This is a genomic window from Affinundibacterium danionis (genome assembly GCF_042432465.1).
GTDB lineage: Bacteria > Pseudomonadota > Gammaproteobacteria > Burkholderiales > Burkholderiaceae_D > Undibacterium > Undibacterium danionis.
Genome location: NZ_JBHLXJ010000017.1, coordinates 1 through 25032 on the forward strand (window position 1 = coordinate 1; position 25032 = coordinate 25032).

Below are 25032 nucleotides of genomic sequence, written 5' to 3' on the forward strand. Positions count from 1 at the left end.
GATAGGGTTGTTAGTATGTAGCATGAGAGTTACCTTTCTTTGGTTTAGTAGGATTCGACACCCATATCTAAACCGGTAACTCTCATCTTTTCAAGTCGATGTGTCAGATCAAGTCTGAACTAATACACAAAAAGCAAGTATCGGCAACTGTCAGCACCCTTTTTACCAAAATTTGGACCAAGATTTGGTCCAAGAAATTTGGTGCGACCGACAGGAATCGAACCTGTATTGCGAGCTTCGGAAACTCGTATCCTATCCGTTGGAAGACGGTCGCGTGTGCATATATCTGCAGACCGCTATTGTATCGGGTTGAAATGAAAAATGCATGTGGCTTAGGCTTTTATTCTGCTTTCCAGATTAAATCATGTCGAATCCGGCTTAGACTCCCATAAATTGCGCTGTGAACTTTCCTTTTCCAGTTCTTTTTGAAATATACATCAGCATATCCGCTGCCTCTATTGCATCTTCAATCGACTGAATTTCTGGATGAGGGAGGTAGCAAATTCCTATACTGGCGCCAACTCTTAAGTCGTCATGATTGGCGATTCTGAGTGCCATAATGGATTCGATAATTTTGTCAGCAATTCTGTGTGCGTCGTCATATGCCTGCAATGAACCCAATACTATTGCATACTCGTCTCCTCCGAATCTCGCGACACAATCTGATGCTCGAATACAGTTCCGCATACATTCGGTCACCTGCCTCAAGATTTCATTTCCAGCCGCGTGACCGGCGATGTCATTGATTAACTTAAATCCATCAAGGTCAATAACTAACACCGCGCATTTTAAATCACTTCGGTTTATCCGGCTCAATAGCTGTTCAAGCTCTTGCACCAAACCCAAGCGATTCAATGCACCTGTAAGTGAATCGGTTTTTATAGCTTTTTCTAACGCTTCAGCACGCAATTCTGATTCCATTCTCTCGCTAATAGCTCTCGACGCCAGCACAAAAATGTAAATTGGAACGAGCAAAATGGTTAAAACGATGCCTATAGACAAATAAGGCATCGACGACCAGTAAGGCGAAAGTGCCATTGCGAATGACGTGAGCATTGCTGATAGTACCGCTGAAAATTGTCCCCATCGAATGCCGAAATTGAGTCCGCTCACAATAGATAGCATCAAAGGTAAAGGGATGGCGACTGCATAGACTTCTCCCGCATAGTTCATACCAACGGAGAACACAATAATGTCGAAAAGGAGCGTTATTCCGATTCTTAATTCAATTTGGCGCAAGATATCTCGTAATATAAATGCCAGCCAGAGTATCGCGGCTAGACCATGAACGCCGACTAAATATAATGCATGCTGAAGGTCAGTATTTTTGTGAAATGCTTCAACGACTTGAAAGTATAAAATCAAGGCAATCAGAACCCAAATACGATAAGTCGCCAACAGACGCTCAGCTCGACTTAAGTTACCCTTAAAGTCACAAGAGAACCGTAGTTTCATCACTAGGAACCCACAAAGAAAGGAGGATTTATCTATCAATTTGCTCTATTTCAGTCCAAAAGGATTCCCTTGAGAGTCAGTGCCACCGCAACCACCTAATTTGGAGGGGTCATTCATCGGCAGCATGGTGGCTGGATTGAGGCAGGCTGTGTATCGTTGGGTGCGACCGTCTTCGTACTTACGAACACAGCTCGAGTTTTGACATAAATCGGAATAGCGAACTATTTTTGCTACTGGAACGTCGGTATTTGATGTTTTGATGCTTTTGGGTTTAACATTTTGTTCTGCCTCAATGATTGCCTCCAACTTCTTAAACTCAATTGGCTCCGATAGTGCGCCCTTATTTTCGATAACATCCTCTTTGTCACATTTCTCGTTCGGTTTCAATCCATTTTGGCACCCTTTTCTTGCGTCATCCAATGCTTTTTCATAAGAGTTCGCAGTAGCAATACCGATGTATGTTTTACTCGATACACGTGCATACCATAGGTGCTCACCAATGCTTGCAAATAGTTTGCATTTGTCACTTGGCGATAAACTTTCCTTCACTTGAGTTTCACATCCTTTAAGAGCATCTTTTTCCGCCACTTCTTGTGACCCATAGTTATAGGTTGCATAAAAGTTTCCATCGCTTCGTGCAAGAGCAAACCAGTTTGTTCCGCCATCCCAGGCAGCTTGCACCAAACGGCAATTTTTTGCGATTTCTTGGCATTCGTTCAATGCATTCTTTGCTGCTACAAATGGGTCATTCGAGTTGGCTCGGCCCATTCCGCCATCGCCCTTGGCGATTACTACAGCGACTGGACCATTCACTGTCGCTCCCACTAACACACAATTCAGAGCTTTTTTACTACAACCTTCCAAAGCGCCCTTTTCGGCCTCTGCAGCGGTTGAAGCCCCATAATATGTCTGTATATAGCCGCTCTCCCTGCTATGTGCGACTGCAGTCCATGCAATTGCTGAGTTTGTTATCAAACTGGAAGCTACTACAAGCAACGCTATCGTGAAGTCTTTCATAATTTCTCCTAAAGTCATAGCTGGCTAGTTCAAGCTATTGATGTTGCAAACCAACAATAGATATCTCTTAATCAACAGATTTGCTAAGATGAATTTCCAAGTGGAAATGTTTTTGATGCTGGAGAAGCTTACAAAGCACTTACAGTCAAAACCATAGGGTTGCGACAAGGTTGGTAATCCGTGGAATGAGTGTGGGATTTCGAGGAATTTGTAGAACCTTAGGATAAAGAGGTAATGCAAGCTACGATTTCGTGGCACGAAGTAACTATGACGGCGCTCGAGGACTTTCGACAAAATGACGAATTCCCTGAAAACACTCGTTGATTCCAAGTTTAAGGGTGCCTATCGCGAACTAGATGAAATTCATTACTCGGTATCGGAGGATGGCATTACTCAATTCACTTAAAACTATTGAAGATATTGCAGAACGCTTTGAGAAGTGATGCCAAGAATTTGAGACAAGGGCCCTAGCGAAGTTGTTATGTTCCCGTAGTTGGAACCCAAACCGTTGCTAGTATTCAAATGACACCGTTACTCTAAGAATCGGGATTTAAAAATGTTAATCAACTCCCTAAAAACAAAGCAGACCTTACCAAGTGCAAGTTTTGCTCTATTCGTTGTCTTGGGTACTTGTTTAGGATGTATCTTCACAAGTATTTCTTATTCAATTTGGATTTTTATTTCTTTTGCGATTGTGTATCAGGCATCGTTTCTATCATGGATAGAGAAAAATCTCAGAGACAAATCCGGTCGAGGAAAGCTCTACTCATTCTGTTTTAAGCTTCAAACACAGTCATTTTTCAAATCATTTGTTTTTTGGGGGGCCATGTTCGGTTCCCTATGCCTCATAGACTTAATTGCGGAAGATGCGTCAAATATCAAGCATTTTGATGTTGCACAAATTTCCCTAGTCCTAGTAGCAATTCTAAAAATATCCTTTGTGACCTCTATCTCGGTAGCGTTCTGGCAGGTCCATACATTGTCTTCAAAAGACTCGAAGTGGTTTAATTTCGCTGAAGTGGATTTCTCGCAAGAGAGCATCAAACTTCACGCTGGAAAGAACTCTTTATGCAATCGACTGGAACACTATCTACAAGCGCTCAATGAAAAAGGTACACCTAAATTTTCGAGAATGTTTTTTGAATCAGACACAAAAATTCGCAAACGTTTTGAGGGCGATAATTTACGATTTGAATTGACTTGGTTGTTTTGCCCCGTGACGGTTGGAATATCTGTTCACTCTAATCAATCCGAAAATGCAGAAATTCATATCACTTATCAAATGAAACGAGCTTCGTTCTCGTTTGGCTTCTTCCCTAACCCCGTCGACGTTCAAGCATTAAAAACGTATCTAAAGACTTACGTTATTAATCCAATGCAAGATGAATTATCTCTCACTGGCGCAATCTCGAAACAAGACGAGCTAAGAAAAAGTGCGATAGAGATGCAACTACGTACCCTACAGGCACAGATTGAACCGCATTTCTTATTCAATACGTTGGCGAACCTGCGCCAAATGTATCGTGTCAGTAATGAAGCTGGCGAGGACATGCTGAATCACCTAATTAGCTATCTTCGTAGCTCAGTGGAAGAATTTCGGAGTGAAAGCTCGACTGTTGAAAAAGAGATGGATTTAGCCCTTCACTACCTTGCAATTATGAAGATTCGAATGGGTGACCGCCTTTCATACAGCTTCATTATTGGTGATTCACTAAACACCGCGGAATTCCCTTCAGCAATGCTGATTTCTCTGGTAGAAAATGCGATAAAGCATGGCTTAAGTAGCAAAGTGGGAGGGAAGCTTATCATCAGCGCGCATCAAGAAAACCAACACCTAAAAGTGACGGTTGAAGACAATGGCCCAGGCTTTTCAAGTGTGGGTGGCACAGGCGTAGGCCTAAGCAACATTCGACAAAGACTTGATGGACTATATGGCGATAAAGCGTGGCTTGAGGTGGGAGCATTGCATGCTGGCGGATTTGTGTCGAGCATCATCATCCCTTTGAATGCTCTTGTACAAAAAAACACTATCGCGTAATTGACATGACTTCGACAACAACTATGGAACATAAATTACCTAGCCTAAGCACACCAAGTAACATGAGTTTCGCTGCACTTTTCTCGGCGTTCATTTGCTTAATAATCGGGATTAAGGGCGACAATTTTGTAGTGCAAAAATATACGTTAGTTTCGTTTAGTTTCGTAATCGGCTTAATAAGCGTCTTATGGGTACTGACAGCGTTTAAGAGACTGTCGAGCTTGGTTGAAAACCTGGAGAAGACACCTTTGAACCAACATACAGTAGGAATACGAAAAGAAAATATTGATGTGTGTCTTAGCGTATCAAAAATATGGCTTTCCCGCGCTCGCAAGGCGTTAGTAGCAGGTTTCGTCTGGTCGACTATTTCAATTCTTAGCATCTCATCAATTGCTCCAATCTATGCAGCACCACTTTTGTTTTTGGTATTAAGTTTGGTTTCAGTGAATCTCGGTTTTATCATCGCCTTCACCTTTATCCCAGGGCGAAATCACGACCAGTATTATTCGATTCCTGGTAGCCGAAATGAACATGGGCACCATCGTTGCGTTTTCTGTGGAAACCGAGGTATCTATAAACATGGCCAATATAAAAGTAATTCAACTTGGCACGATTGCTCGAAATGTGGCGAGAATCTTTATATTTCTTAAGGTTGCAAGGCGAACAACAACTCAACTCAAGGACAGATAGAAATGACAATGTTCACAGCAATTATTGCGGAAGATGAGCCATTGCTTGCCCAAGAGCTCCGTGAAGCATTGGCTGCTTTATGGCCCGGCCTTCAAATTATCGCAGAGTGCACCGACGGAATTACAGCACTTCGTACAATTCAGAACCAAACTCCTGATATCGTATTCTTAGATATAAATATGCCGCAACTAACTGGGCTTGAAGTCGCGCGAGTTATTCAGGGTAAGACTTCGATTGTTTTCTTGACCGCGTACAATCAACATGCGTTAGATGCCTTTGAGCTGGGAGCGGTAGACTACCTCGTCAAGCCATTGCAACGAGGCCGACTACTGACAACAATTGAACGTCTGCGAGCCAAAACAGTGAAAAGTGCGGCGGACATCCCTGATACTGTTTGGGACAAAGTAACTCCGACAAAATCAGAAACGAAGCACTTAAGATGGATACAGGCGTCAGTTGGAAACTTGTTGCGATTGATTACAATCGACGAAATATATTTCTTCCAATCAGATGCTAAGTACACGCGCGTCGTCACAGCGCAGCAGGAAGCATTGATTCGCAAACCAATCAAGGAATTAATCGATGAACTCAATCCAGAGGATTTCATCCAAATTAGTCGTGGCGCTATTGTGAATCTAAGAAGGATTGAATCGATATACAGAGAGGACGGGCATATGGAAATCAGGCTTAAAGATAGGTCAGAACGTCTCGCTGTTAGCACTGGGTATCAAGCTGCGTTCAAGCAAATGTGAAGCGTTGAATAATCGTGCTTCCTTTATCACCAGCGCAAGTAAAATACGAGGACGCCGAGAAGACAAACTCCAAAGAGTCTTCGAACGTTTCAGTTGAAGTTTTTGATTCAATCCAATTCTTCACTATTCTCTCTTTGAACAAATCCGAGAAACCGAGCAGATTAAATAAACTCAGAAAGTTGCGAAAAGTGAAATATAGGGGATTCTAGTGCTCATTTGAGGGCAATAAACAACACAACTGTTACATCGTATTAGAATTTCGGTATACACTAAAACTTGACGAAACTTGACGAAACTTGACCTCCGTGTCTTTTCAAACTATACTTCTTTGGCTATGCTAAACATCCATGCTATCGACGTTGCGATGCGCAAACTAGGCCTCAACGGAACGACCTTGGCCGAAGCTTGTGGCGTCAGCAAAGAGGCAACATCCAATTGGTTAAAGGGAGAATCAATCCCACGGCCGAGTAAACTTGCGCTTTTATCAGAGGTCTTAGATATCCCTGTTGATTCATTGCTCGAGATAGTTTCGCCTCCACAGCCCTTGTATGCCTATCGCACCAAACTCAATAAGCCAGTGACGGGGGCGCTCCGCGAGTCCGCAGAAGAACAAGCTCGCCATTTAGAACAGCTGATTCCATACATCGATGGAGGTTGCGAATTCGACCCTCCATTGTTGAGAACGCCATCACTTGATTCCGAGCACATTCGTTCGGTCACAATTCAAGTTCGCCAATCATTGGGACTCTCAACTAAAGATATTTTAAGTAACGAAGCATTAGAGCGTCTCTTTCATATTTTCGGAGCTAAATTTGTCCCTGTGCTTTGGGGATTAAATAAAGAACGCCATGAGAACGCCCTTACTATTTACTCGCCGGAGTCAAAAGTTTCTTGGGTAGTTTTTAATCTTGGCTGCAAAGAAGACGATTACAAATATTGGCTGGCGCATGAGTATGGTCATTGCCTTACGATGCATGCACTAAACGAGGAAGAAGGTGAAACTTTTGCGGAAAAGTTCGCTCAACAACTCGTATTCCCTGACGAAGTCGCGCATGAATGCTTAGAAATTTTGCGGCAATCACCGGCTACAGGCATTCGTGGAGTCAAAGAGTTCGCTGACCGCTACGGAATTTCCGTAATTACCGTGCTAAGGGCTGTAGACCGACTTAGTGAGCAATTGTACGGAAAGAAAACAGGTTTAGACACTCCGAGTTTTTATGCTGTATGGAATGCAAATCGCAAAGATGTAAATTCAATGGCAAAGAATCATTTCGGAAGTGATTCTCCTTCGCAGCACGACTACGTCGCTAAATCCGAAGCAATTTACAAAACTGAAGTATTCAAAGCGATTGAAGAGTTTCAGAAAAATGAGGGGGGGCGTAATCCTGCATTTATCTCTAGCGCGTTGAATATTGGCATTGGCGACGCACTGAATCTATCACATGCACTTTGGGAACGTCAGCCTTGAGCAGTTGGTGGAAGTTCGTTGAATAGACTAACATATATTTCTGGCGTCTCTCTTAAAAGTGCAGTCCCGTCTTTTAGCCAATCTGAATAAGTTTTTATACGTACCTCGCGTGAAATAAGATTTTCTTTCTCAAGCAGAGCAATCAGATGTACGGTAGATAGTAACTCCACAGGGTTCCCATTGTCATAGTCATAGTGGCCAGCAACATATCGCAATGGCCACTCGTCAGTACAGAGAACGGCGTCGAGCTCCAGGCTCGCAGCTAACGCTTTTGCATCTGATAGTGATAATGTCCTCTTGGTACGCAGTTTATCTTGCAAATATTTGTGATAGAGAAGACTGTTGCCGTAGGTTTGAATTGCCAGTCCATCCAATCTTACTGTATCTGCCTGTTTTCTAGTTAGGGAAATGACTGCAGCATCTACTTCACTAAGTATAACGTCATTGCTTAGCCACGCTAGGTCATCTCTCTCTGCTAATTTCTTCAACTCATTTGCTAACTCACTCAAAGTTTTTAGTTCGTAACCCGCAACTGGTCGTCCGAGAATCGGTCTTAACGGGGAAAAATAGACACGAACGATGCAGTTTGTATCTACGAGGACAAGTCTATTATGAGATGGCATAACGAAAATTAAAGACCAATTCAAATATGCGATGCATGTTTATGCTCGCGACATTAGCGCCCCCAATTAAATTTCAATTGGGGGAATATTTAGCTGTTATAACAATTATACCGACATCAAGTTACTCTTAAGAACTTATTGCAACAAGTAAAACAACAAAGAGTATTTCAACTGGCTTACTTTTCTAAAGCTCGAGAATGCAAATAAAAACCGTGCATTTACACAAATAGAAAGTTTCGAAGCATATCGAAAATTTTTCGATGTATCGAGAGACTGTAAGTTTGAACTTATATATTGAAAGAGCCCAGCTAAGTTATTACTGGGCTCTTTCAAAATCTTTACAACGACGTCCTACATATTAGTTTAAGCCTTTTTTATTTAAGAACTCAGCACAAGACATCGTATGCATCCCCACATTCCAAAACTCCTCCAGAAGGTCACGCAGCGCTACCGATTGAAGTGTTGAGAGAGCCAATAGTCGATTTATCAAATCAGCATGAGGCGACTCTTCGTATGTGTCAGGGTCTAGACCTAAATCATCTGCAACAACACCGACGATTTTATTAAGCGAGCTAAGTTCACAGATTTCATCTTGAAGACCCGTACACATTGTCGCGAATTCCGCAGGAGTGAAGATGCCAATTAACTCTCTTCTTCCTTCTTCTAACAACCAGTTCAATCTGGCCAAACCAATGGCTGTTATACCATCATTAGTAATTCCAGTTTTTCTATATGAACGGGCTTTCGTGTATTCGTCTGCAAAATTCATTGACTCCAATATCATCTCAACGACTTTAGGGAGACACTCATCGTCTTGATTTACCATGCTAATGGTAGGTTCTTGGTTTTTTAAAGTATTTTTAGTTTGTGTAGTTCTCATTTGCTTCTCCAATAAAAAATAAAAATTTTTTTCAAAAAATGCGCTTAATTTTGGGGAAAGGCGCCTTCCCGTTTTGATACAAAAAAATTGCGACGAGCAATTTTTCTGCAGTGGTAAATACTTTGACGACTCCTTTCTGCAAGAATTAGTTTTAAACGTTTTGTTCGTGGTTGAACGACTTCACATGCAATCCTTTATGACCCTATTCTCTTCATAAGTAAGTGAAAAACGGCAGAAACAAAGAAAAGCAAATGCGGTTGAACTTCGTGTAGAGAGTTCAATTCGATTTAAAATCAGAAGTGTTTTTTGATGGTCTCGATTTTAGATTTTAGAAATCGAGCAGAAGAAAGTTCGCACGTGAACTTAAGTGCTTAAATGAATGTACGGATATTCGTATTGGTTCTTCCTATGTGGAGAAGTTCTAAAATGCATATCCATCTAGCTGATAACCTATATAAAAAAATGGGCCACTTAACTATGGCCCATTTAGAATCAGCAATATGGGAAATAGATGTATTTATTTCGTTCCTTTAATTCCTTCTTAAAACTTTTTGGTGCGGGTGAAGCGGGGAACTTCACAACTAAATTTTTAGGAAGATGATGTACTGCTGCCCGGAAATGGGTCTCTGCTTGTCTATCAAACGCAGGGGGATTTAAAAAATCAATTCCGGAAAAAATACCTAGGTTGAGAACAAATTTTTCCTCTAGGCTGAAGTTGATTATTTCAGCGTTTTCGCTTGTGCAGACGAAGGGTAAAAAGATTTCGTTTACCATTCCATCTAGTGTCAATTCACATTTTTCCATGTTCATTGCAAAAAGTGCTGCCGCGATTGTCGCTGGATGTGTTGAGGCTAAAATCGGCTTTCCGTTTGACTTCAATAATCCGACGGGGATACCTGACGAATTTTTGTAGAAAGACAGAGACGGAGTCGGAATATTTTTCATAATTGCCTTCTTTAAAAAAATGGTTGAATTTCATCACGATGTAGCTCAGTAGCGCTATTTATTGCCACTTTAGCTGTGAAATTTTCGAGAAAATTTGTGACTTTCAGAACTACACGATTTCATCCATGACTTGAACAAAATCCAGTAGCTTTGCTTGTGCCTAATTCGTATAGCGAATGGCTTATTAATTTGAAAAGGGGTCTTTTTGCGACTCAGGCATTTCATTTAGCACTGGTAGCAGTACTAAATGAAATTTGCTGTAAGGAATTTTAGAAATGCTTTAGATGGGAATGAAACTCGATGCTAGGACTGGGTAACACAATCGTTAAACCTCGGCCCATGTGAAATAGTCCTGTCCCCAACGTGGGGAAGTTTATTTCTATAGGTTGTTAAAGAACGCGCTGAGCAATGAAAAAAGCCCCACTGCAAGCCCTGGTTTTCAGGAACTTTGGCATTTGGGGCTTTAGACAACAAGCTGAGTGCGTTCTTTAACGCTGTAACTAGTATTGCACAACTCCAAAAAACATGTCAACAATTTTTCCACGTGGAAATAAAATTATTTTTCCCAGGCATTCGCTATACCCATTGAACCCCAAACTTGATGGGGCACAACTAAGGATGAAAATGCTACCAAGAAATGTGATGGTGTACCCTGCCAGATTAATGTCGCCTAGTGAAGTGAAATTCGCGTTACAGGATAGAGACGACGTACCAAGATTGATGCAAAAAAGATGGTATCTATGCGGAGATGTGACCGAGGAATTGTGGGATTTATTGCCTGACAGTCGCATTGAACAAAAGTTTAGAGTGACAGCTTTTACAAGTCCCGACAACACGATGTACGCTGCGTTTTGTGTACAACTCGAACATCGGCAAATTCGATTTTTGATGTCGGTTTCCGATGAAAATGCGATGAAATTTTTATCGGAAATAGGTGTGGCTGGATTGTCGCTATCATTAGGAAGAAACGGTGGTGATGAAACTAGTCTGATTGAATTTAAAATATCACCTGAAGCGATTGAGCCACTAATTCATATGGTGCAGAGAGCAAAAAGACTCGCTGGAATAGAAATACTAGAAGAATTGAAATTTGCGGTGCCAATCGCAATGCAAAACAATTTTGTTCCTAGTGTGATTCCAGAATACGAGATAAGCCAAGTATGTTTAAACATTGTTTTGCCAGAGTTACTCATTCCGCAAAGTATTTATCATTAGTCGATTAATGAGTTTATTTAAGGTACCAATTCTGTAATTGATTCAAGCCCGTTCCGACGGGCTTTTTTTTCTTACAAATGCTTTAAGCGCTATTCAGAGATGATTTTCAACGTTGAAAACCATGCTGACAGAGATTTTAGCAGCGCTTCGTTTGCGGTATCTGAGTGAAAATTATTCTTTTTTTCGATTGCGCTTTCGACCGACGCCTGCTTTAACCATGGAGGCAAGCAGCTTACTAAACTCTACTCGTGTTTCGTTAGCCAACGCAGATAAATCATCTTCACTTTTACCTGCTTGAAGGTACCATTTTGTCGCATGGCGAATCACTTCCGGCAAGCTGCGTACAGCGTTCACTTCTCTTTGGCGGGTAAGCTTAGCCAAGTTTTCATCCAGTATTGGTTGTAGCTGCGCACGTTCTGCATCAGTCAATTTTCCATTTATTGCTGTGGGTATTTCATGAGCATAATTTGATAGTGTTCCTAGAAGCACGCTACGACCACGTTTGATTGCGGGGTCGTACATTGTGCGAATGAGTTGAATTTTTCCGTGTTGATTACGAATTTGCATAAAGTCCTCTTTTATCGATAGGACTTCTTATAGCGAGAGGTTTTATTCGTATGCGAAAAGTAAAATTAATGATAAAAATAGTCGGAAGTTTATCGACCGTATGCGGCTCAAGGTGTTCGCAGAATTCGCTGACATGCGGACGAAATTAATCAGCATACGAACCAACGAGCGCCATAGACGGTTAGCAAATATGACATACATACTCTATCAACTCGCATACAGACAAAAATGACCGCACAAATTATTTAGACGGTTTTACGTCTCAGCATACGGACGATACAAGTTTCACTAAAAAGTCAATCAAACCGCGTCACCAAAAACAGCCCGCTCAAGTACAGCATGCCTTTGCTGCCAATCAGGCATGTGACTAGCTAATAGGCTCCAGAATTTTTTCGTATGGCTCTTCTCGACGGTATGACATAACTCATGCACGATAACGTAGTCTTGGACACTGGTAGCAAGCTCCATGACTCGGGGGTGAAACTCGATATAGTTATTGGCATCACAGCTTGCCCATCGGCTTTGGAATAGTCGGATGCTGGCACCGGCGGCTTTTAGTCCTGTTGCTCGCTCCCAATAACGAAGGCGCAGCAATAATTTTTCTTGTGCGCGTTCGCGGTAAAAGCGTTCGAGCAACGGCATCAGTAAATCGGGATGAATACTGTTACCACTCGGGTTATAGATTACAAATCTCGCGGCAGTAAAATGGAGACTTGGTTTACTAAGAGCAGATTGATGGCTCACTTCCGTAAAATAACTGCGCCCGGCATAACGCAGGCGGCTACCAGTAACGATGTTATCAGTCACTAGCGGCATGTTCACTTGCGCAATCTTATCGCGTATCCAACGCGCACGTTGTGCTACTAATGCTTCCTGCTCTTGAGTACTTACCAATGGGCCGCGTAGTAAAACCTTACGCCCACGCTCCACCGTCACATAATGACGTTTTAACTTGTTATCTAAGCGATACTCCCATTCGAAGGAAGTCTGGCCATAATTAAACACAGGCATGATGTAGTTGCTCTAGTTCTTCAGCAAAATGTCTACTATCCTCGCAGCATGGTCACGGGCAACGGAACGTGCCCAGCCGGACAAAGGAATTAATAGCTTGCGCAGATGGTCTTTTAAATCAGGATGCATATCCGTCATGTGCTTCCAGTTGTCAGCGGCAAGTGTGTTACTCAACAAGTCGTCCTCAAATAACTTGGTGGTCGCCACTTTCGCGGTATCGTTGGCAAGCAAAGTTGCAAGGTAGTGGAACACAGCAGAATGTGCAGGATTAGCGAATCCGGTTTTGTCTTTATCCCTGACTCTTTGGCCAAACAACTCCAATTGTTCCAAGAATTTGGCCTGACTGATACGTCCAGCCTTTTCGTCTTCTAAAAGCTTATCTAATTCCTCGGCTAACTTGTCGAAGAAAGCAGGATTCTTATCACGTCCAGTCACAATCGTGTGCTTCAGCTGGTTTTTCATTACCAATGCCTGGCTACCACCATTCGCGACAGTTTTTAATCTTGCCATGTCGCTTGCGTCCAGAATTGAGATTTCACGACCTAGCAAGCTCTTGGCTGGGCTCGCGCTAACATACTCATCCAGCATCTGCTGTAATAAAACCGATTCCAATTTCGTGATGCGGTCACGGTAGGTTGCACCAGGCAATTTATCCCTTAGCATCAGACGAATCTCAGCAAGTAATGTGAAATAGGGCTTAAACGGCAGACCGCGCACGTCCGGCAAAATGATATCGACTGAACGGTTAAATTGCTTCGATAGCTCTAGAAAATCCTCCACCGCATCTAAACGGCTTGTAGGGTCTAAAAAGCGTTCTGCATCGTCCTTGTAGTCTTCGCGCTGGCGTACTGGGTCGAACCGCTTCGGTAACAACTTTAAAATGCGGTCCAATGTAGCTTGTAACTTCGGTAGCTCAGTCTCCACACCTTCCCATACCTGCGAAGGCTGTACTTCACCGCCATAAATCTTGAGGGCATGGTCAAGATGTTCAACGACACCATGGTAGTCAACGATGTAACCAGCATTCTTACCTGGTAGGGTACGATTCACGCGCGCTATCGCCTGCAGCAAGGTATGTTCCTTCAGAGGTTTATCCAGATACATCGTGCCGACAATGGGTGCGTCCCACCCTGTAAGGAGCATGTCCGAGACGATAATCAAACCAACATTGTTCGCGTGTGGTTGTCCATCACGTCCCTTACTTTCGTCACCGTATGGTAGCGGGAACAGCTTGCCCACAAACTGGCTAATCTGTTCTGGCAACATCGCGACAGGTTGCTTGCCTTCCTTCACTTCAGTCTTAATGCGCTCTTCTATCGTGATTACTTTATCGATATCCACGCCATACTTAGTCGCATCTTGTTGTGTTGTATAACCAGTGCGTGAGGCGGTAATACCATTAAGAGAAACCACGACCCGACTCTCAAAGGTAGGCAGACCGAGCTCAGCTCTTTCAAGCATGAGCGCATCAATCAAATCTTTGTAACGTACAGCCATATCCCGGCCATCGCACACCAGCATCGCTTTGAGACCTTTAGCCTGCACATTGCTAATGAAATGTTCAACCAAGTGCGTCGAAATCTGCTCCATCCGATTCGTGGCTTGGCGCCACATGCCGAGCAGCTTTCGTTTTAATTCGATTTGTTTTGTTTCTGATTCTTGTCCAAATTGGTCTTTAAAGGCAGCGTCTAATCCCGAAGAAGCTGCGAGCGCAATCCAGGCATCTTGATATTTAATTGGTAGCGTGGCACCATCCGCGACTGCTTCATGCAAACGATATTCGTCGATGTACTCACCACCGCCAAACTCACCGAGTGTGTGCTTGTCATCTTGCAATAACGGGGTTCCAGTGAAGGCGATGAACTTCGCATTAGGTAAGCTTGCACGCATAAAAGCAGCTAAAAAATCATACTGGCTGCGGTGCGCCTCATCCACTAATACGTAAAAATTCTGTTTGTTACTCAACACCCGAAAATGAATTTTCTCACGGCTGACTTCTGACCACTTCGGTGTCAAAGGAATGCCGTTGCCATCGTGTTGAGCAAAATGGAGGTTGTGCTCCACTAGCATATAAAAGTCTTTGCCGTCACGCACACGTCGATGTCTGCTTTGCAATTTATCGACAGCTTCTTCGTCTTGTAGCTCCTGGGTGATGGCAGCTTCCGGCGATGCCGCTACATCATCACTTTCTTGAAATTTTTGTACGGTGCTCGTGAATACACTGCCATAGTCGTTGGAAAGCATCTCAATTAAGCCATCAACGGACACGGCTTGTATCGCTTTAATCCCTACCGCATGAAAAGTATCAAAGATTTGCCTATCGAGGTCTTTACGGTCAGTCAGTACCAGCACAGTGGGATTGTTCAAGCCCGTACTGTCGGCGCGTAAGATACGCGCTAACAGCGCCATGGTCAGCGATTTGCCGCTACCTTGGGTATGCCACACCACGCCACCTATGGGCTTCGGTGCTGACAATTTGGCGACAGCTTTACGCACCGCGCGCCATTGCTGATAACGCGGCAGTTTTTTTACGGTCTTACCGTCACGTGTTTCAAACAAAATGAAATGGGTCACTAGCTGCAAAAATCGACTAGGCTCAAAGAGTGCCCACAGCAATTGGTCTTGTTCCGATGGTTCGTCGCCAAGCAATACAGTGACTGTAGCAAGTTCATCCGCTTGCAAGCGATAGCGTGCGTAGGAGGCGGGTTTAGTCGCAATCGCGCCATATAAGCCTTCACGTCGATTCAAACCAATACAAACTTGGTTAAACACGAACTGCGCTGCAAAGCTGCGCTGATAACCATCAAGCTGCCCCAGCGCTTCGTCAAGCCGATGATGACTGGCTTTACATTCGATAATCGCCAACGGCAAGCCATTCACAAACAACAGCAAGTCGGGACGAAAAATATCTTTGTCGGCGTTGCTGCCGACATACTGGTCCACCACATGAAAATCATTATTCGCCGCATTACTCGCATCAAAAAAACGTACACTGCGCATACGCCCTTCGGCGTCTTGTACCTGTATCTCTGAACGATGTACGACCTGCTCCCAAAACCGCTTATTGGCAGGCAACAATTCATCGTTCACTCGCTTGCGCAATTCCAAGAGTGGGCCATTCACACCACCTGGTGCAGTCAAAAGCCATGGATTTAATTTCTGCAGCCGCGTATGTAGTACGTCCTCGAGGATGGGGGCGAGATGACGGTAATTGACCTGCAGTGCATGCCCGGACAAATGTGTATATCCCAGTTTGACTAACCAAGCAATTGCGGGAAGTTCGACATGTAATTTTTCTGATGCCTGGCTCATAGATTTTTTCTAAATCAAGTCACTGACATCACGGCTTCGGTACCAAACCTGGCCTCTCCCATTGCTAGGGTTGACGTCTCTTTTAATATCAAATTGTTCGGATTTTCTTAAAACGCCCCGCCAGGTCTTGCATCCATATTTCGATGGTGTCTGCTCATTATCGCTCACCCGTACTTGAGCGATAGCGGTGTCAAGCAAAGTCCAACCATGCTGCGCGCAAGCTTTTTCGGCATTACGCAAGTATTCCACTATCGTGCTTCGCTCCCAGTGCACTTCGCCATCTGGCATCACTCCGTGGACTAACGCATTTTCAAACTCGACGCTGGCAACATAACTAGCTGCCTTGGCCTGCACTTCAACCAAACTTTTTGCCCATTGCTGCAGTTGCAAAAGTTGCCTGCCTATTTTTTCATCGCATTCATCGAGATAAGCATCTGCTATTAGGCATTCGGATACCAATGAAATATTAAATTTCTCAAGAAAATGGTGTACAAGCCCATTTCTCATCTCAACCAAATCCACAAATGCAAGCCTGGTTTCCTCATAGTCTCTATCAGACATCGATATCTGAAATTTAGCGCTTATCCATCCAGCGTTGCCTACGTTCTCAGGCTCTTCTTCTTGTTCTTCCTCGATAGTTGTCGGAGCTAAAAATTCTCCCGTCAGCATGCTAACGAGCCCACCCATGGTCTTCAGTCTTGCATCGGCAATTTGTCTATCTCGGATGCTAGAAATTTTCTCAGCAGCACCTTGCACAGAGACGTGAGGTAACAAGGTTTTTAACAACTGTTCAATTTGCTGTAAGCGGAACATACAGCGTCCATATTTACGCTGCAGCTCTTGTTGTACGCTGATTATGTTTTCATCCATGTATTAGTTCACAAGACCGTCTTTAATAGGAAAAGGAATAATTGTACTTAATTCACTTGTTTTAGTTCTCGAAAAAAGCAAAATGAGTTTTGACCTTTAATGAACTGGTGATGTTTTATTTAACAGCTTTTTATTGCTTTATTTGCCAACTTTTACTCGCCATGCGCCTATCAAAAGTTTTTGCATCAGGCCCCGTTTTAGCGTCTGATAGGTGGCTTGCTTAGTTTTCAAAATACGAATTTTCATGTCAACACTTTCCAATATGCTAGCGATAGCTAATTGCTCGGAAATTGTTGGAACAGGAATAAGTAACTTCTTTAGGTTCCCAGCATTGATGTTTTGTTGCGCACCACCAGCTGCCTGATGAAGCATCAATTCTTTGCCTTTTGGGGAGTTAAAATATCGAGACAAATAATGTGAATTAATTAGGTCTTTGTTTGGACGCGTAATTAATGTTGTAAATGTTTGAACATATCCCATCCCATCGGGTAACACACATGACACTCCAGGATAGCCTGTTCTAACGGTCAAAATATCCCCAGCCTTAACCCGTTTAGTTTTATTCTGATTATCAAACTCTAATGAAACTTGCAGTAAGTCTGACCCATCAAGAAAATCCTCTTTTATGTTCTGATTACGAATAAGCGGTACGCCTTTTTCTACATAATGTTCGGTCGTTGATGTCGCGATACCAACAGTAACCGAGTGTGAAATATTTTCAAGTCTATCCAGATTCCACTCGACTGGAATTTTTCCCAACTCACTCTCCTTGAACTTCGAATGGTGCACCCAACGACCATCCGCATCTCGCGTGCCAACGCCACGGCTGAACAAGGATTGCATCAGTCCCTGCTTGAGAGTTTGTGTGGTGGCAATCTGGCGTTTAATTACGTCCAATTTGTCATCTAACGTGGTAAGTATGGCCGCAATTTTTTGTTGTTCGGCAAGCGGGGGAGAAGGAATCTCCTTTTTAAGCCAATCTTTTGGCTTGAAAAGGAACTTCTCAATATCTACTCCTTGGCTGCAGAGAACGAATAACTTTGCGTACTGCGGCAGCTGAACCAAGTAATTGAAGTAGCGAGTATCAAAGTTATCGCTAGGTTCAAGCACTAGATATTCATTGGAAACAAGTGCATCCTCTAAATTAAGCGGCACGATACCGCAAGCTCCGTGTACGATTTGCCGTTCAGAAATTAGGAAATCGCCAGCTTTTATCAAGTACTGATTTTTCACCTTGATGTCAGCACCTAGTTGTACGTCTCGAAGCTCTATCCCACCATGACGGCGTTTTACAGTGACTCGACGATAAGACTGGTCGCTTTCCATCTTTATTGAGCGTTCTGCCACGTTAAAAACGTCCCCAATCGACTTAGTCTCCCAATCGGATGGATATTCATTATTCCGCGCGATACTCACGCTTCCGTCTCCCGTAATTCTAGTTCCAAAAGGTACCTATTTAGTTGAACATCAATCTGTGCCTCCTCATCCGTTAGCGCGGCCAGCTGTGCCAAGGTGAAAGCCACGTCTATGACTTCTTCAACTACTCCATTGTCAATGTAACGCGCAATATTGAGATTGCCATCATTTCCGCGAATTTCGTCCAGACTTACCACGCGGCAGTAGTTGTCAACTTCAGTTTGGGTCTCAAATGAAGACTTATGTGTTCTTACGATGCGCTGTAAGTCTTCTGGGCGCAGACTATTTTGCGCCTTACCTTCAGCATAATCTTGACTCGCATTAATGATGATGACTTTGCCTTTTAGGTTTCTCGGCTTCTGCTTATTGAGTATCAGAATACAGGCAGGTATGCCGGTGTTATAAAACAGTGCGGAAGGTAAGCCGATTATCGCTTCTATCAAATCGCCAGGTTGATTGCCGCTGGCAGCATCGGTACCAAACAATAAGCCCTCACGTATCTTGCCTTCCTCTCCACTGCGGAACAGAACACCATGCGGTAGAATAATACCCATACGGCCGTCGGCCTTGAGACTGGCCAGCATGTGCTGTGCAAACGCCAAATCGGCATAGCCACGCGGCGGTATGCCATAGCAAAAACGGCCAAAAGGGTCGCTGACGTTTTTATAAACTGGCACTTTGGCTTTCTTGCCCTCGGTCTGGTTTTCTGTTTCATTTTCCAACTCTAAAGGCGACCACCATGCTTTTGCTGAAAATGGTGGGTTGGCAATGACGCGGTCAAAGGTTTTGAGATAGCCGCCTTCTAGATGCTTAGGCTCAACCAGAGTATCCCCACGTGCGATTTTGGCCGCCATGTTGTGGAGGTAGAGGTTGAGCTTAGAGATAGCCCAAGTACCGAGATTTTTTTCTTGACCGAAGAGCAGCACATTCGGCTTACCCATCAATGTACCGTTTGGCATTTTGGCCACATGATGGGCACTTTCTACCAACATACCGCCGCTGCCGCAGGTCGGGTCATAAACGCTCTGGCCTGGTTGTGGGTCGATTAATTCGACTACCAATTGCACCACTGCTTTAGGGGTGTAGAACTCGCCACCTTTTTTGCCGGCGTCATCGGCGAATTGCTTAATCAAGTATTCGTATGCATCACCCAACATATCGGCTTTATACAGGTCGGAATTCCCTAACTTGTGCTGATTAAAGTGGCGCAGCAGTCTCTGCAGGACACTGTCACTGAGTTTTTGCTTATCGCCATATTGGGTCGCAGTGAGTACATATTGCAGTTCTGTATTGCTCGCTTCAATACTAGCGAAAGCTTTATCCAACGCTTCGCCAATATTCTCTGTTCGGGCAATGAGCTGAGGCCAGCGTGCTTCAAGCTCAAACTTTCCCCATTTATCTTGAATTTCGGCCTCAGCGTCTTCTTTAGATAATCCATCGTCTTGCATCAGCTGCGCCACGCGCTCATCAAAGACGTCGTTAAAGCGTTTAAGAAAAAGTAGTCCAAAGATGTAATTTTTGAAATCGGAGGAGTCAATGGAGCCGCGCAAAATATTCGCGGATTCCCATAACCAGGATTCGAGAGTGTCGAGCGAGAGTACTTCAGCCATGTGGTCACTTCAGTTAATTTTTTGAGCCTCGATTGTACCGTGTGAGACGATTGGCATTGAGATGAATTCGGCGATTTATATCATCCAACAATCGAAATTGTGTTAATTTCACAATAACGCAGTTCAGAAGGAAAAACGGCGAACCAGATGGCTCGCCGTAATTAAATCAATTATAAGAAATTATATCTCAGAGCTAATCAAATTTTCTGCTGCAATAAACTCGTTTTCATCATGCGAAATTGCTGCACGTTGTAAGCCATCCAAAATCGTCGGCAACCGACGCACGTTGAAAATATCGAAACCAGCCACTTCACCATACATCGCAACCATAGCCTTTTTTGCATCCAACGGTAAATCTAATAAGCGCTCGGGCACAGATTGTCGCACTTGTGGGTCGTTTTGAATCTTACGTATCGTCCTATCAATCAACTGCTCTTCGGATTCGTGTCTGAGTAAGAAATGTTTCATCGAAATAGCGCCACTCAACAACATCACTACAATAGGCGGTACTCCAAGGTAATCAGCGCATGCCTTTGTCATTCTCTGGCTCATATTATGAGCATATCTTTGACCGTTTCGCATTTGATTGATATACCCAAAAGTGACACCCAGTTCTTGAGACATTTCTCGCAAATTCTGATTACGCAATCTCGCTTCGTCAAATAACCACCCAATGAGTGGACCGCCTTCTGAATTATAAATTCGACCGATTCGTCCTACTTTTGACTCTGAAATTAAACTATCACTCTTTGCTGCAGTATCTGCGGTATTCATCATTATGTCCTTGTAATCACGTGTTACATGCACATGCATGTAACACGTATAGCAAACGACTAAACGATTATTGATTCAGAATCCTCTTTCCCATTTTTGTTCATTTTTTTCACAGCACCGAGCTCTTGTAATCTATTTTTGAACGACTCTTGAATGACTTGAACACGCCGCCAGGATTGTCCGAAATCTTTCTGGGTTCCATTATTCGCTGTAATTTCTTGCCACTGTTTTTCAAGCTGTTCGTAAAGTAAATCTAATGCACCTTGAAGCTCAAGGTAGCCGTCTTTCGGTTTAAATGAACCATGCGCAAAGAGCCACGTACGAATTGTTTCGATATCTTCATAAGTCAAATTGTAGTCCGTAGTGAGACGAATTCCTAACGGAAGCTTGTTCGGGTCGGCATCGAGACGCAGTGTGCCATGGCGTAGAGGTTTGCTTCTTTTCATTCTAGAGCAGTACACATAATTACAGATTGTGACGGTTTTTTTGTTGCGATGTGTTGCGCGAATTCGAATTGTCATGATGTCTCCGTTGATGTTTTTTATGAGTGCTATCGACAGGTCACTGCGTCTGCACACTACGTATAGCAACGTCAGTTTTTCGCATAATGCACGCCTACGCAGGCGCACTGGCGTGCGCCGGTTGGGCACCGCAACGCGGGCGAGCGCCCTAGCGCGAGATTTGTCGCCTGAGGGAGCGTTGAGCAAGCGTAGCGCACCGAAACCGACCGATTGGACGGCAAATGTGAGGGGAGCCGAAAAGTGCAAATCGGCGGCTTTATGCCGATTTAGCTGCTCCCAAGCAGCGGCAATTTTTGGGGACGCAGTCCCGGCGTGCGCAGCACAACTCTTTTCACTGGATAGGCGGCGGGAACCCCGGTCAAAAGTGGAAGGAATTTGATGCGGGCCCCTGAATTTTCGCTAGCCTTTTAGCGAAAATTCAGGGCAAATCAAATTCATGTAACCAAGTCTACCGGTGATTTTTCGGGAGACACAGCCGGAAGATTTGAGGGAGCATCGCGGACGAAAATTTTGCCGGGTTTGAGTGGGGTTCCCGCCGGCGACAAAGTCGTCGGCACGCCGCTAGGCTGAGGCAATTGCACCCTAGTGCAATAGGAAAAACCGAGCGACAGCGACAGTTTTTACGGTGACGGTNTGACGGTATTCTTCAAGAAACTCTTAGCCAACAAAGTTCAAATTTCGCGGGGGTCTTCGCGGGTCTTATAGCTATACGTAATAACTATAAGGAGCACAATTTTGAAGAAAAATCACCTCACAAAAAACGGTACCGAAGTCCGCGAATTTTACCTAGTCGAAGCACTCAAATTAGTTCAGAGATACGGTGTCGTACGAGCTCATACATTAGCATTTGGACTATTTCCAAATCGAACACAAAAAGCAGCGACCGCTGCAGCACAAAGAGTCCTAGGGAATGCGACCGAGGCGGGCTATTTACGAGCAAAAGACGATTTTAAGACCCGCCGCAGGTACTATGCGTTGAGTGTCGGTGGCGCACGCTATCTTAACGAAGTTGCGCCTGAGTGTCCCGCTAAGGGGAGACAGACATTGCTAGAACATATGAGCCGAGCGAATCACAGGGACTGGGGCATACTAATTGCGATGGCTTCTAACATGAGGGCGCACATGGTTGGTGTCACTGAAGACCAACTCTGGGCAAAGTTGCGTAATGAAACTTTGGACTATTTTGGACACGTTCCAGATGTCTTAACGTTTTACACAAACGGCACTGGAAAGCGAATTGCGGTATGGCACGAAGTTGAGGCTTCCCGTCGTTCACGCACGGCTTCTTATAGCGAAAGAGCCCGAGCAAAATCTATTGGAAAAACTGCCCGAAGTGGTATGGACCAGTTGCGTGATTTACTGAAACAGCTTCGTTCAAAACGATTCGTCACATACGAACATCAGGAATATACAGTAGCACTTGTAATGCATTGTGCGACTGGGAAAATTGAACGGGAAATTCGGTGCGTAATTAAGGATTTTTTTTCCAAAGAAGGAGTAACAGAGAGTGATGACGTGTACTCAGTCGCATTTAATAGCGCCAAATTTGGTGACTTAGTTATTTCGATTAATCGACTTCCGGAAAAAGTAGAATGTACATGGATTGATACTTTCGGAATGCCTTGGCCCAATGCTCCTACGCAAATCATGACAGCCTTAACTCATCAGTATCTGGCACATAAATAAGTAAAATATAAATCGGATAACTGGGTTTAAAGAAGTCCTTTCGTTATAAAGAAGCTTCTAAAAAGTCCTAACTTAATAAAGAAGTTCTTAATAAGTTCTATCCTTATAAAAGAGTTAATTTAATATGGATGAAGGTGAAGTTTCTTGATAGGCAAAAACTCCCCCCAGCCCAACGCATGCGTTGAACTAAGGGTGTTTTGCCTTTATGGATGACGGAGCCAGCTCCCCTCAAGGCCCCGGCAACGCATACAAACGTGCAAGGACCGATAGATTGCATAAATGCCGAAGTTGTATCTTCGCCGCTCCCCCTCTATCGGTTCACCCGGGGCCACGTCCTGAGCACCCGCTTGACGTGAAAAATTTGTTGGCCGCGGTGTATTGAGCCCCCTCACCAACTTTACGTTTAGCGAAAGGGTTTTATATGCGCGTTTTTTGGTTAATGTATCAACGTAAATAAACTACTTAAATCATCAGTAACGACGGCCCTTAATTAATCCTCCTGGCGCGATTTATATATCATTTTTTGGTCTTCATTTTCCTTCGCGGTAGTTTACAAACATGGTCGTGCAAAGCTTGCTGCGGCCACAAACGGCGATTACCCAAACGAATTGGTTGAGGAATAGTGCCGTTTGACACATGGTTAAACAACGACCGAATGCTAATGTGCAAAAGTTGTGCAACTTGTTCTGCGGTTAAATACAAATCGTTCTGCATCCGATGAATCCTTTTTAGGTTGAGATTCATAAAATAGCGAACGATTTTGTATGTTGAATTCTAAAATTCCCCCGAAGAATGACGATTTTAGATTGGCTTAATTTACAAGGCAAATTCGCGCTTACCGAGTCCTTTAGATGCAATCTTTTCGGCCAATTTTCCCGCGTCAGGACCAAAGTAATGTTTTATCAAAACTGTGGGGTCAGCATGTCCAGTGAAGGACATCAATTCGGTTATCGTAAGACCGTGTACGTCATGTAACCATGAAACTGACTCCCTGCGCGAATCATGCAGACGCAAATCAGAAATCTCTGCTTTAGAGCAGCCTCGTCCGATGGATTGACTAAAAACTTCTGGGCTAAAATTGAAGATTTTTCCTGAAGTTCGACCTCTACAGGCTTCCTCTAAAAGTTTTATAGCTTCCGATATCAACGGGACAAAACGAGTCTTTGTTTTGGATTTCGGTTTCTCAATCCAATTCCCGGGATTATCTGGGTCTTTAATTACGGGGGCGCGCAGCAATACCTGGCACTTATCCCATTGAACATCTTCTACTCGCAATGAAACTATCTCGGTGCGACGTAAACTGGTATAGAGCGCTAACAAAAATGACGTACGTTTTAGAGGACACTTAATGTTGCGTAAAAGTGCAGTAACTTCTTCGTCTGAAATACGGCGATTACGAGGTTTACCTTTAGATGGAAGCTTAACGAAAAATATTGGATGGCCAGCGATGTAATGACTATAACGATGAAATTCGCTATCACCAATTCTGTGCATGTACGCTTTAACTGCCAATCGTAAGAAACCAATTTCTTTTCGTATCGTATCATTGTGTACTGTATAAACTGGCGTCACCTTAACAACGAAAGGAGTACCTCGCTTTTTTGCTCTGAGACGAGCTTGATATTCACGATTTTTCTTTGTGTAATCTGCGGGCTCTGTGGAGCGGCCACTACCTAACCCCCCACTCTTACGCAATTCTTTGTACTTGTTCAATAGCGTCATCGTGACATCAGCTAATGTCATACCCGCGAAATACTCCTTCAACCGCCTTGCTTTTGCACTTGGGTTAGTAGCTTGTAACTTTGTGTCATGTTGAACATAACTATCGATTATGTCAGAGACTAAAATTTTGTCACCGATAGTCGCCATCATTTTTGGCTTCGCTACCGTTTCTACCCCTTGAAGTCCTTCAATCGCATCAAACAGTTGTAAATTAATGGCGTCTTCGCGAGATATGGGGAAGGAAGGTAAGCGTTGTTCAGACTTGAGTTGCGTCCGTAACTTATTCAGCCTCTGCAAAGCTGTAGTGCCCCAAATGGCAGCATCAAGCTCAGTCGAAAACGTCTTGGTTAAATCGTAGAACGGCGACACTCGCACGCGTGCACGGAAACTTTGCTGACGCTGGGAAATATCGAGGCCAGGGAATAAAGCTATTTTTGACATCATTAACTCCAAAAATGTA

The 25032-nt window shown here is 43.7% G+C and carries 21 protein-coding genes and 1 tRNA gene; 6 read left to right on the forward strand and 16 right to left on the reverse strand.

From position 1 onward, the window contains the following. Positions 1 to 199 precede the first annotated feature (199 nt). The 3 genes from ACFFJH_RS15885 to ACFFJH_RS15895 all read right to left on the reverse strand — a co-directional run bounded on the left by ACFFJH_RS15885 (position 200) and on the right by ACFFJH_RS15895 (position 2472). Positions 200 to 274 (reverse strand) — tRNA-Arg (locus ACFFJH_RS15885). A gap of 104 nt (positions 275 to 378) precedes the next feature. Beyond that, entirely contained in the window at positions 379 to 1398 is a 1020-nt protein-coding gene (locus ACFFJH_RS15890; protein ID WP_390213921.1) for a GGDEF domain-containing protein, read from the reverse strand. Between the two features lie 102 nt (positions 1399 to 1500). Beyond that, positions 1501 to 2472, reverse strand: a complete 972-nt coding sequence (locus ACFFJH_RS15895) for a DUF4189 domain-containing protein (RefSeq protein WP_390213922.1) — start codon at positions 2470 to 2472, stop codon at positions 1501 to 1503. A gap of 556 nt (positions 2473 to 3028) precedes the next feature. On the opposite strand from ACFFJH_RS15895, the gene ACFFJH_RS15900 reads away from it, so the two are divergent. The 4 genes from ACFFJH_RS15900 to ACFFJH_RS15915 all read left to right on the forward strand — a co-directional run bounded on the left by ACFFJH_RS15900 (position 3029) and on the right by ACFFJH_RS15915 (position 7420). After that, a complete protein-coding gene (locus ACFFJH_RS15900) occupies positions 3029 to 4510 on the forward strand; it encodes a sensor histidine kinase (protein WP_390213923.1) in 1482 nt (493 codons plus the stop codon). Positions 4511 to 4533: 23 nt separating this feature from the next. Next, positions 4534 to 5160: a hypothetical protein gene (locus tag ACFFJH_RS15905; RefSeq protein WP_390213924.1), complete on the forward strand. Its 627-nt coding sequence runs from the start codon at positions 4534 to 4536 to the stop codon at positions 5158 to 5160. Between the two features lie 42 nt (positions 5161 to 5202). Beyond that, positions 5203 to 5952, forward strand: coding sequence for a LytR/AlgR family response regulator transcription factor (locus ACFFJH_RS15910; RefSeq protein WP_390213925.1), 750 nt, complete (start codon positions 5203 to 5205; stop codon positions 5950 to 5952). Between the two features lie 286 nt (positions 5953 to 6238). Continuing rightward, complete coding sequence (locus tag ACFFJH_RS15915) at positions 6239 to 7420, forward strand: helix-turn-helix domain-containing protein (protein ID WP_390213926.1); 1182 nt, start codon at positions 6239 to 6241, stop codon at positions 7418 to 7420. Here the strand turns inward: ACFFJH_RS15915 and ACFFJH_RS15920 are convergent. The 3 genes from ACFFJH_RS15920 to ACFFJH_RS15930 form a co-directional block, all read right to left on the reverse strand. Continuing rightward, on the reverse strand, positions 7411 to 7929 hold the full coding sequence (locus ACFFJH_RS15920) for a hypothetical protein (protein WP_390213927.1): 519 nt from the start codon (positions 7927 to 7929) through the stop codon (positions 7411 to 7413). The two genes, ACFFJH_RS15915 and ACFFJH_RS15920, sit on opposite strands and share 10 nt — an antisense overlap. 472 nt (positions 7930 to 8401) lie before the next feature. Continuing rightward, positions 8402 to 8923 carry a hypothetical protein gene (locus tag ACFFJH_RS15925; RefSeq protein WP_390213928.1) on the reverse strand — a complete coding sequence of 174 codons (522 nt, stop codon included), beginning with the start codon at positions 8921 to 8923 and terminating at the stop codon, positions 8402 to 8404. Between the two features lie 492 nt (positions 8924 to 9415). Further along, the gene (locus tag ACFFJH_RS15930; protein ID WP_390213929.1) at positions 9416 to 9868 is read right to left on the reverse strand and encodes a hypothetical protein; all 453 of its coding nucleotides are present in this window, start codon (positions 9866 to 9868) and stop codon (positions 9416 to 9418) included. A gap of 525 nt (positions 9869 to 10393) precedes the next feature. On the opposite strand from ACFFJH_RS15930, the gene ACFFJH_RS15935 reads away from it, so the two are divergent. Continuing rightward, positions 10394 to 11083, forward strand: coding sequence for a hypothetical protein (locus ACFFJH_RS15935; protein ID WP_390213930.1), 690 nt, complete (start codon positions 10394 to 10396; stop codon positions 11081 to 11083). A gap of 171 nt (positions 11084 to 11254) precedes the next feature. Here ACFFJH_RS15935 and ACFFJH_RS15940 read toward each other — a convergent pair whose 3' ends face one another. From ACFFJH_RS15940 to ACFFJH_RS15975, 8 genes are all read right to left on the reverse strand, one after another. Then, positions 11255 to 11650 (reverse strand): hypothetical protein, encoded by a 396-nt coding sequence (locus tag ACFFJH_RS15940; RefSeq protein ID WP_390213931.1) that lies wholly within the window; start codon positions 11648 to 11650, stop codon positions 11255 to 11257. 300 nt (positions 11651 to 11950) lie between these two features. Continuing rightward, a complete protein-coding gene (locus ACFFJH_RS15945; protein ID WP_390213932.1) occupies positions 11951 to 12661 on the reverse strand; it encodes a YgjP family zinc-dependent metalloprotease in 711 nt (236 codons plus the stop codon). A gap of 12 nt (positions 12662 to 12673) precedes the next feature. Beyond that, the gene (locus ACFFJH_RS15950; protein ID WP_390213933.1) at positions 12674 to 15973 is read right to left on the reverse strand and encodes a type I restriction endonuclease subunit R; all 3300 of its coding nucleotides are present in this window, start codon (positions 15971 to 15973) and stop codon (positions 12674 to 12676) included. Between the two features lie 9 nt (positions 15974 to 15982). Next, positions 15983 to 16843, reverse strand: coding sequence for an OST-HTH/LOTUS domain-containing protein (locus tag ACFFJH_RS15955; RefSeq protein WP_390213934.1), 861 nt, complete (start codon positions 16841 to 16843; stop codon positions 15983 to 15985). A 138-nt stretch (positions 16844 to 16981) separates the two neighbouring features. Then, complete coding sequence (locus ACFFJH_RS15960) at positions 16982 to 18259, reverse strand: restriction endonuclease subunit S (protein WP_390213935.1); 1278 nt, start codon at positions 18257 to 18259, stop codon at positions 16982 to 16984. Beyond that, positions 18256 to 19869 carry a type I restriction-modification system subunit M gene (locus ACFFJH_RS15965; protein ID WP_390213936.1) on the reverse strand — a complete coding sequence of 538 codons (1614 nt, stop codon included), beginning with the start codon at positions 19867 to 19869 and terminating at the stop codon, positions 18256 to 18258. The genes ACFFJH_RS15960 and ACFFJH_RS15965 overlap by 4 nt, the downstream gene beginning before the upstream one ends. A gap of 180 nt (positions 19870 to 20049) precedes the next feature. Then, entirely contained in the window at positions 20050 to 20646 is a 597-nt protein-coding gene (locus tag ACFFJH_RS15970) for a hypothetical protein (RefSeq protein ID WP_390213937.1), read from the reverse strand. 56 nt (positions 20647 to 20702) lie between these two features. After that, positions 20703 to 21164 carry a hypothetical protein gene (locus ACFFJH_RS15975; protein WP_390213938.1) on the reverse strand — a complete coding sequence of 154 codons (462 nt, stop codon included), beginning with the start codon at positions 21162 to 21164 and terminating at the stop codon, positions 20703 to 20705. A gap of 735 nt (positions 21165 to 21899) precedes the next feature. Between ACFFJH_RS15975 and ACFFJH_RS15980 the strand changes: the two genes are divergently transcribed. After that, the gene (locus ACFFJH_RS15980) at positions 21900 to 22850 is read left to right on the forward strand and encodes a hypothetical protein (RefSeq protein ID WP_390213939.1); all 951 of its coding nucleotides are present in this window, start codon (positions 21900 to 21902) and stop codon (positions 22848 to 22850) included. Positions 22851 to 23366: 516 nt separating this feature from the next. Here the strand turns inward: ACFFJH_RS15980 and ACFFJH_RS15985 are convergent. Both ACFFJH_RS15985 and ACFFJH_RS15990 read right to left on the reverse strand, forming a co-directional pair. Beyond that, the gene (locus tag ACFFJH_RS15985) at positions 23367 to 23594 is read right to left on the reverse strand and encodes a helix-turn-helix transcriptional regulator (protein ID WP_390213940.1); all 228 of its coding nucleotides are present in this window, start codon (positions 23592 to 23594) and stop codon (positions 23367 to 23369) included. A 72-nt stretch (positions 23595 to 23666) separates the two neighbouring features. After that, positions 23667 to 25016: a site-specific integrase gene (locus ACFFJH_RS15990; protein WP_390213941.1), complete on the reverse strand. Its 1350-nt coding sequence runs from the start codon at positions 25014 to 25016 to the stop codon at positions 23667 to 23669. Positions 25017 to 25032 lie beyond the last annotated feature (16 nt).

Excerpts from the sequence above, each read along its gene's own strand:
- ACFFJH_RS15950 (WP_390213933.1), bottom strand. The coding sequence starts at position 15,973 with ATGAGCCAGGCATCAGAAAAATTACATGTCGAACTTCCCGCAATTGCT.
- ACFFJH_RS15940 (WP_390213931.1), bottom strand. The coding sequence starts at position 11,650 with ATGCAAATTCGTAATCAACACGGAAAAATTCAACTCATTCGCACAATG.
- ACFFJH_RS15900 (WP_390213923.1), top strand. The coding sequence starts at position 3,029 with ATGTTAATCAACTCCCTAAAAACAAAGCAGACCTTACCAAGTGCAAGT.
- ACFFJH_RS15990 (WP_390213941.1), bottom strand. The coding sequence starts at position 25,016 with ATGATGTCAAAAATAGCTTTATTCCCTGGCCTCGATATTTCCCAGCGT.
- ACFFJH_RS15905 (WP_390213924.1), top strand. The coding sequence starts at position 4,534 with ATGGAACATAAATTACCTAGCCTAAGCACACCAAGTAACATGAGTTTC.
- ACFFJH_RS15955 (WP_390213934.1), bottom strand. The coding sequence starts at position 16,843 with ATGGATGAAAACATAATCAGCGTACAACAAGAGCTGCAGCGTAAATAT.
- ACFFJH_RS15895 (WP_390213922.1), bottom strand. The coding sequence starts at position 2,472 with ATGAAAGACTTCACGATAGCGTTGCTTGTAGTAGCTTCCAGTTTGATA.
- ACFFJH_RS15985 (WP_390213940.1), bottom strand. The coding sequence starts at position 23,594 with ATGAATCTCAACCTAAAAAGGATTCATCGGATGCAGAACGATTTGTAT.
- ACFFJH_RS15970 (WP_390213937.1), bottom strand. The coding sequence starts at position 20,646 with ATGATGAATACCGCAGATACTGCAGCAAAGAGTGATAGTTTAATTTCA.
- ACFFJH_RS15910 (WP_390213925.1), top strand. The coding sequence starts at position 5,203 with ATGACAATGTTCACAGCAATTATTGCGGAAGATGAGCCATTGCTTGCC.
- ACFFJH_RS15930 (WP_390213929.1), bottom strand. The coding sequence starts at position 9,868 with ATGAAAAATATTCCGACTCCGTCTCTGTCTTTCTACAAAAATTCGTCA.
- ACFFJH_RS15925 (WP_390213928.1), bottom strand. The coding sequence starts at position 8,923 with ATGAGAACTACACAAACTAAAAATACTTTAAAAAACCAAGAACCTACC.
- ACFFJH_RS15965 (WP_390213936.1), bottom strand. The coding sequence starts at position 19,869 with ATGGCTGAAGTACTCTCGCTCGACACTCTCGAATCCTGGTTATGGGAA.
- ACFFJH_RS15935 (WP_390213930.1), top strand. The coding sequence starts at position 10,394 with ATGTCAACAATTTTTCCACGTGGAAATAAAATTATTTTTCCCAGGCAT.
- ACFFJH_RS15945 (WP_390213932.1), bottom strand. The coding sequence starts at position 12,661 with ATGCCTGTGTTTAATTATGGCCAGACTTCCTTCGAATGGGAGTATCGC.
- ACFFJH_RS15975 (WP_390213938.1), bottom strand. The coding sequence starts at position 21,164 with ATGACAATTCGAATTCGCGCAACACATCGCAACAAAAAAACCGTCACA.